At 65.2% G+C, this 6,196-nt stretch carries 4 protein-coding genes and 1 pseudogene; 2 read left to right on the forward strand and 3 right to left on the reverse strand.

The window, feature by feature from the left end; all coding sequences use genetic code 11:
* The coding region (locus MFF42_RS22545; protein ID WP_238257905.1) for an efflux RND transporter permease subunit at positions 1-1,994 on the forward strand (1,994 nt) is incomplete at its 5' end.
* A 23-nt stretch (positions 1,995-2,017) separates the two neighbouring features.
* The gene (gene ppk2 / locus MFF42_RS22550; RefSeq protein ID WP_373875210.1) at positions 2,018-2,854 is read left to right on the forward strand and encodes a polyphosphate kinase 2; all 837 of its coding nucleotides are present in this window, start codon (positions 2,018-2,020) and stop codon (positions 2,852-2,854) included.
* 32 nt (positions 2,855-2,886) lie between these two features.
* On the opposite strand, the gene fabI is transcribed toward ppk2, so the two are convergent.
* The 3 genes and pseudogenes from fabI to MFF42_RS22570 all read right to left on the reverse strand — a co-directional run.
* Positions 2,887-3,669, reverse strand: coding sequence for an enoyl-ACP reductase FabI (gene fabI / locus MFF42_RS22555; protein ID WP_238257907.1), 783 nt, complete (start codon positions 3,667-3,669; stop codon positions 2,887-2,889).
* Between the two features lie 80 nt (positions 3,670-3,749).
* Positions 3,750-4,244 (reverse strand): hypothetical protein, encoded by a 495-nt coding sequence (locus tag MFF42_RS22560; protein ID WP_238257908.1) that lies wholly within the window; start codon positions 4,242-4,244, stop codon positions 3,750-3,752.
* A gap of 1,103 nt (positions 4,245-5,347) precedes the next feature.
* A pseudogene (locus MFF42_RS22570) lies at positions 5,348-6,196 on the reverse strand (integrase core domain-containing protein); the annotation flags it as partial.

Below are 6,196 nucleotides of genomic sequence, written 5' to 3' on the forward strand. Positions count from 1 at the left end.
CCATCGTCGGCCTCGCCATCGGCATCGTCGTCGACGACGCCATCGTCGTGGTCGAGAACGTCGAGCGCGTGATGGAGGAACACCCGGAACTGTCGCCGCGCGAGGCGACGAAGCGGGCCATGGCGGAGATCACCGCACCCATCATCGCGATCACGCTGGTCCTGCTCTCCGTGTTCGTTCCGGTGGCCTTCGTGCCCGGCATCTCAGGCGAGCTCTTCCGACAATTTGCCGTCGCGGTCTCGGTCTCGATGCTGCTCTCGGCCATCAACGCGCTCACGCTGTCGCCGGCGCTGTGCGGAGTGCTGCTGCGCCCGCATCACGGCCCGCGCCGGGGCATCATGGGCCTGATCATGCGGGCGATCGACCGGGTCCGCGATGGCTACGGTGCCGCCGTGGGGCGCATCGTGCGCCTCTCCGTCCTCGGCCTCGTGCTGACCGGCGTCGCGGCCTACGGCACCGTGCAGCTCGCGAAAATCACCCCGACCGGCTTCCTGCCGGAGGACGACCAGGGCGCCTTCTTCGTCGTGGTGCAGCTTCCCGAAGGAGCCTCGGTCGGACGGACCTCCGAAGTCGTGACCCGAGCCGAGGCCATCCTGCGTGAGGAGCATGCGGTGGCCGACACAACCTCCGTGATCGGACTGAACTTCATCGACAACTATTCGCAAGGAAACGCCGCCTTCCTGGTCGTCACGCTCAAGTCTTTCGAGGAGCGCAAAGAAGCGTCCCAGGGCGCGGGCGCGATCATCGCGCGCCTCGGCCAGCGCTTCCGGGCGATCGAGGGCGGAACGGTCGTGCCGCTGGCCCCACCGCCCATCATCGGTCTCGGCACCGGTGGCGGTTTCGCCTACGTCTTGGAAGATCTGCGCGGCGGCGAACCAAAGGAACTCGCCCAAGTGCTGCGCGGCCTGATCGTGGCGGCCAACGAGGAGCCGCGCCTCAACCGCGTCTTCAGCACCTTCTCGGCAACGAACCCTTCCATCTATCTCGATATCGACCGCAACAAGGTCCAGATCCTCGGCGTCCCCCTGAACAACGTCTTCCAGGCGCTCCAGGCCTCGCTCGGCGGCTACTACGTCAATGACATCAACCTGTTCGGGCGAACCTGGCAGGTGCAGGTCCAGGCCGAGGCGGCGGACCGGGCGAGGATCGACGACATCTACCGCATCAACGTGCGCAACAAGGACGGGCAGATGGTGCCGCTGCGCAGCCTCGCCGAGGTTCGGATCGTGGTCGGGCCGCCGGCGCTGATCCGCTATAACAACCTGCGCGCCGTCACCATCCAGGGCTCGCCCGCCCCCGGGATTTCCTCGGGCCAGGCGCTCGCCGCGATGGAGGCGGTCGCCGCCCGCACGATGCCGGCGGGATTCGCGGGCGAGTGGACCGACACGGCCTTTCAGGAGAAGCGAGCGGAGGGCAAGACCGCCATCATCCTCAGCTTCGCGATTCTCTTCGCGTTCCTGTTCCTCGTCGGCCTCTACGAGAGCTGGTCGATTCCCGTGCCGGTGCTGCTCTCGGTCGCGGTCGGCATCCTCGGCGCCTACGCGGCGATGGTATGGGGCGGGCTGACGCTCGACCTCTACGCCCAGATCGGCATGGTGGTGCTGATCGGCCTTGCCGCCAAGAACGGCATCCTGATCGTCGAGTTCGCCAAGGAGAAGCGCGAGCAGGGCATGACCGTGCGCGAGGCGGCGACCGAAGGCGCCCGGCTGCGCTTCCGGCCCGTCATGATGACCTCCTTCGCCTTCATCCTCGGCCTGCTACCGCTCGTCATTGCCACCGGCGCCTCGCAGCTCGCACGGCGCGATGTCGGAACCCCCGTCTTCGGCGGCATGATCGCCGCCTCTTTCATCGGCATCTTCGTGATTCCACCCCTCTACGTGGTCTTCCAGAGCCTGCGTGAGCGGGCCTGGAGCCTCGTGGGAGGACAAGCCGCGAAGAAAACCAGGCCGGCGGCCCGGCCTGCATCCTCTCCGGAACACCTCCCGGCCGAGTGAGGCCGGCGGACAGGAGTTGGGCGATGCACAAGACCGAGCAGACCATGCTGGAGGAGCGGCCCGGGACGGACGAGGTCGATCGGGGTAAGAAGCTCAAGCGGAAGGTCTACGAGAGGGACCTGCGCAAGCTCCAAGTCGAGCTCTGTCACCTTCAGGAGGCGGTGCGGCAGACCGGCGAGCGGGTCATCGTGGTCTTTGAGGGGCGGGACGCGGCCGGGAAGGGCGGGACGATCAAGGCTATCACCGAACGGGTCAGCCCACGCGTGTTCCGCGTCGTCGCGCTACCGGCGCCCTCGGACCGCGAGAAGACGCAGATGTTCCTGCAGCGCTACATCGCGCACTTCCCCGCCGCTGGCGAGATCGTAATCTTCGACCGAAGCTGGTACAACCGGGCCGGCGTCGAGCACGTGATGGGGTTCTGCACTAAGGCGGAGTATCGCCGGTTTCTCGAACTCTGCCCTCGCATCGAACGCTTCATCGTCGGCGGCGGCATCCGGCTCATCAAGTTCTGGCTGGAGGTCGGCAAGTCGGAGCAGAAGCGCCGCTTCGAGGCCCGGATCGAGGATCCCCTCCGGCAGTGGAAGCTGAGCCCAATGGATCTCGAATCCTACGGCCGTTGGTACGGCTTCTCCCGGGCCCGGGACGCCATGCTCGCGGCGACCGACACGGAGGAGGCGCCCTGGTACATCGTCCGCTCGGACGACAAGCGCCGGGCGCGGCTCAACTGCCTCGCCCACCTGCTCAACCTGATCCCCCACAAGGCGGTGAAGCGCGAGGCAGTGAACTTGCCGAAGCGCTGCCGGGACAACGCGTACGACGACACGCTCCGGGACAGGCGCTTTGTCCCGGAGCTGTACTAACGCCCGCTCCCGCCCTGCTTCGGCGCGAGCGATCACGCCATGATGCTGAGGCCGCCGTCCACGTAGACGGTCATGCCGGTCAGGTGGGCGGCGTAGGGCGTCGTCAGGTAGGCCGCCGTGAGTCCGACATCGTCGATGTCGACGAGTTCGCCGATCGGCGCGCGCTGCATCGCCTCGGCCAGAAGCAAATCGAAATCCTTGAGCCCGGAGGCGGCGCGCGTCTTCAGGGGGCCGGGCGAGAGCGCGTGGACGCGGATCTCCTGCTGCCCGAGTTCGTAGGCGAGATAGCGGACCGCGCTCTCCAGCGCTGCCTTTACGGGCCCCATCAGGTGATAGTTCGGCACCACTTTGGTGGCGCCGTGATAGCTCATGGTCAGGAGGGTGCCCCCTGCCGGCATCAAGGGCGCGGCGAGCCGGGCCATGCGGATGAAGGAGTGGCAGGAGACGTCCATCGCCACCTTGAAGCCCCCTGACGAGCTGTCGACGAGCCGGCTCTGCAAGTCTTCCTTGGGCGCGAAGGCGATGGAGTGCAGGGCGATGTCTAGGCTGCCCCAGGTCTCGGCGATCTGCTGGAAGACGGCTTCGAGATCGCCGTTCTGCTGAACGTCGCACGGCATGAACAGGGAAGTCCCAAGCTCACGCGCCAGCGGCTCGACGTGGGGCTTCGCCTTCTCGTTCGCATAGGTCAGCGCGACCTCGGCCCCGAGGCGGCGGAACACCCGGGCGCAGCCATACGCAACGGAGTGGGCGTTGGCGACGCCTAGAACAAGGGCGCGCCGGCCGGCCAACACGTTGCCGTCGGGGATTCGCGTCATCGGTGTGCCCCCTGCGCTGTGCGGCGGCCGGCCGGGATTGCTGAACGTCGGCTACGATGGCAATCCAGACCCTCAAGAGGTCACACGCGGCGTGTTTCCCAAGTGAGGAAAAGGCCCACGTCGCCAGGCATGCCGTCCGGCCAGTCGACGATCATTGCCTTTAGGTCATAGCCGGCAGGTTGCAGACGGTCGCGCCAGAACTCGAAGGCTTGCCGCGGTCGACCAGTCAGGGTTTCGGGCCAGCTCTTCTCGAAGTTGTTGACGGCCCGGCCTCGGTCGCTGCACATCACGTCCGGGAAACGCATCACCAAAAGTTCGTTGTTGCCCTGCTCGGCAGCGATGCGGAGCTTGTGCAAGAGCGATTGCGTAATTTCTTGCACCTTCTTCGGCGTCAACTCGATTGGTTCGGACAGCGTCTCGATGAGCTCGGCTCGTGCCTTGTCCGCACGATCTTCCACCTGCATGGCCTTCGCATTCTTCAGCTTAGCCGTGTAAACTCCAAGTTCTTCGGCGGACATGAAGGTTTCGTCCCCGAGTTTGTGCTCGGCTGTCGGCTTCGTCTTTAGCGATTCCATCTCGAGCTCCCATCGTTCTCAAGGCCGGCTGACATTGGTTCCGGCCTGACACTTCGCGCGTGCTGCGTGATCATCCGTTCCTCGTCCGTCGGAATGACCCGGGCGACGAGGCCGGAGCCGTGCGTTTAGCGGGGGGCTGTGCGCGGCCTCGCAGAGCCGGAACGGGCTGATGTCGGCGCCAAGGGCCGCCGCGGTGGCTTCCACTTTCGCCCGCGACCCGACCAGTGATGAGTTCGATAATGCCGAGCTCCGCGGCTTCGAGCGCAGCAACGAGGGCAAACTCGTCACAGGGATGAGCGACCGCCACGTTCAGCCTCGGCAGCGCCTGGGCTGCCGCTATCAGGCGGTTGTACTTCTCGTATTGACGGGCTCCGGGCAGCGGGCGCTCAAGTGTCAAGGTCGGCACGAGGGTCTCCTCTAGGGGCCCAAGGACAGGATCCGGAGCATGGCGACTTCTCCGGACGGAACGTCAAAACCTGCGCCCTCAGGAGCCATTGTGCCTCGCCGTTGTCGTCTCACGCGCGCTTGCCCGTCCACTTTCCGAGCGGAGACGACCGCCACGAACTCATACGCTTTTGAAGGATTCCGGCTTGATCGGACGGGACGTCCTGACAGCGCGTCTTGCATGCTGCATGAGCCGCGATCAGCAAGGCTTGATCAGACGCCAAGCCTTCAGCACCGAAAGCGCGGATGAGCCCAGATTTGGACCTTTATCGCGGCCGAGCTCGGCGGCAGGTGGAATGCAGACCGTATTGGCGCCACCTATGACGCGGTCGCGGAAGGTGAGCGGCTATGAGGCGAAGGCGGATTCACCTCAAAATCTCAATCACATACGCGTTCGCATTTATATTCGCATTTATATTCGAGCTGGCGCGCCAAATTTCTCAATGACTTAGCTGCTTTACGCGCCCCGCTCGGCAGGGCCTGCGGAAGCAGCAGGAGAGATCCGGTCGATTCGTGCGTTCGGGGCTGAAGGGCCGTGCCCATTAAGGGTAAGCGCCCCGCCGTGGGGCGCTTTTGCGCCACGCACCCGACCGCGAAGGGATCCACCGCACGATGCCGATCAACGTGGCCTGCCCCCATTCGGTGGCACAGGTGCGAAGTTAGTGCATTGTCGGTCGCATGACGATGGCGGGGCGAGCGGACGGGGCTGAACCGCTTGGCTCTCCCGGCCAGATGACGATCTCTGGCGCAGGCGGCTGGTAGCCCAACGCGGAGTGCGGACGGGTGCTGTTGTAGTGCGTCCGCCACTGCTCGATCACGACGCCAGCCTCCTTGAGGGTGTAGAACACCTCGCCGTTCAGGAGTTCATCTCGCAGCTTCGCGTTGAAGCTCTCGCAATAGCCGTTCTCCCAGGGACTGCCCGGCTCGATGTAGGCAGTCTGTGAGCCGACCGCCGCGATCCAGTCTCGGACAGCTTTCGCGATGAACTCCGGGCCATTGTCCGAGCGGATATGGCCCGGCATACCGCGCAGGCTGAACAGATCCGAGAGTACGTCGATCACGTCGTGCGCCTTCAGCTTACGAGATACGCGGATGGCCAGGCATACTGAAGGGCCAGCGCGACGATGGCGGCGGTCAGTGCGGCCTCATCCTCGACCACCACGGCGCATTGGCGCTGGGTCGAACGATGCTGGCCCAGGACGCGGCAGGCGAAGCGGTCCGAGACACCGTGCTCAGCTACGACGGGGTTGACGCAAGCCCGGCGGCGAGCCGGGCTCAGAAGTTTCCCGAAGCTGCCTCCTTCAGGATCAACTTCTCCAGCGTCAGATCAGAGATCGCTCGACGCAGACGCAAATTCTCCATCTCCAAGGACTTCAGCCGCTTGACCTGATCGCCCTTCAGGCCGCCGTACTCGGATCGCCAGCGGTAAACCGTGACCTCGGTCACCTCGATGGATCGGATTGCTTCAGACACCTTGCGGCCTTGCGAGACCAGGACATCGACCTGGC

This window comes from Methylorubrum podarium (genome assembly GCF_022179745.1).
GTDB classification, from domain to species: domain Bacteria; phylum Pseudomonadota; class Alphaproteobacteria; order Rhizobiales; family Beijerinckiaceae; genus Methylobacterium; species Methylobacterium podarium.

Coding starts and splice junctions, on each gene's coding strand:
- ppk2 (WP_373875210.1), top strand. CDS start 2,018: ATGCACAAGACCGAGCAGACCATGCTGGAGGAGCGGCCCGGGACGGAC.
- fabI (WP_238257907.1), bottom strand. CDS start 3,669: ATGACGCGAATCCCCGACGGCAACGTGTTGGCCGGCCGGCGCGCCCTT.
- MFF42_RS22560 (WP_238257908.1), bottom strand. CDS start 4,244: ATGGAATCGCTAAAGACGAAGCCGACAGCCGAGCACAAACTCGGGGAC.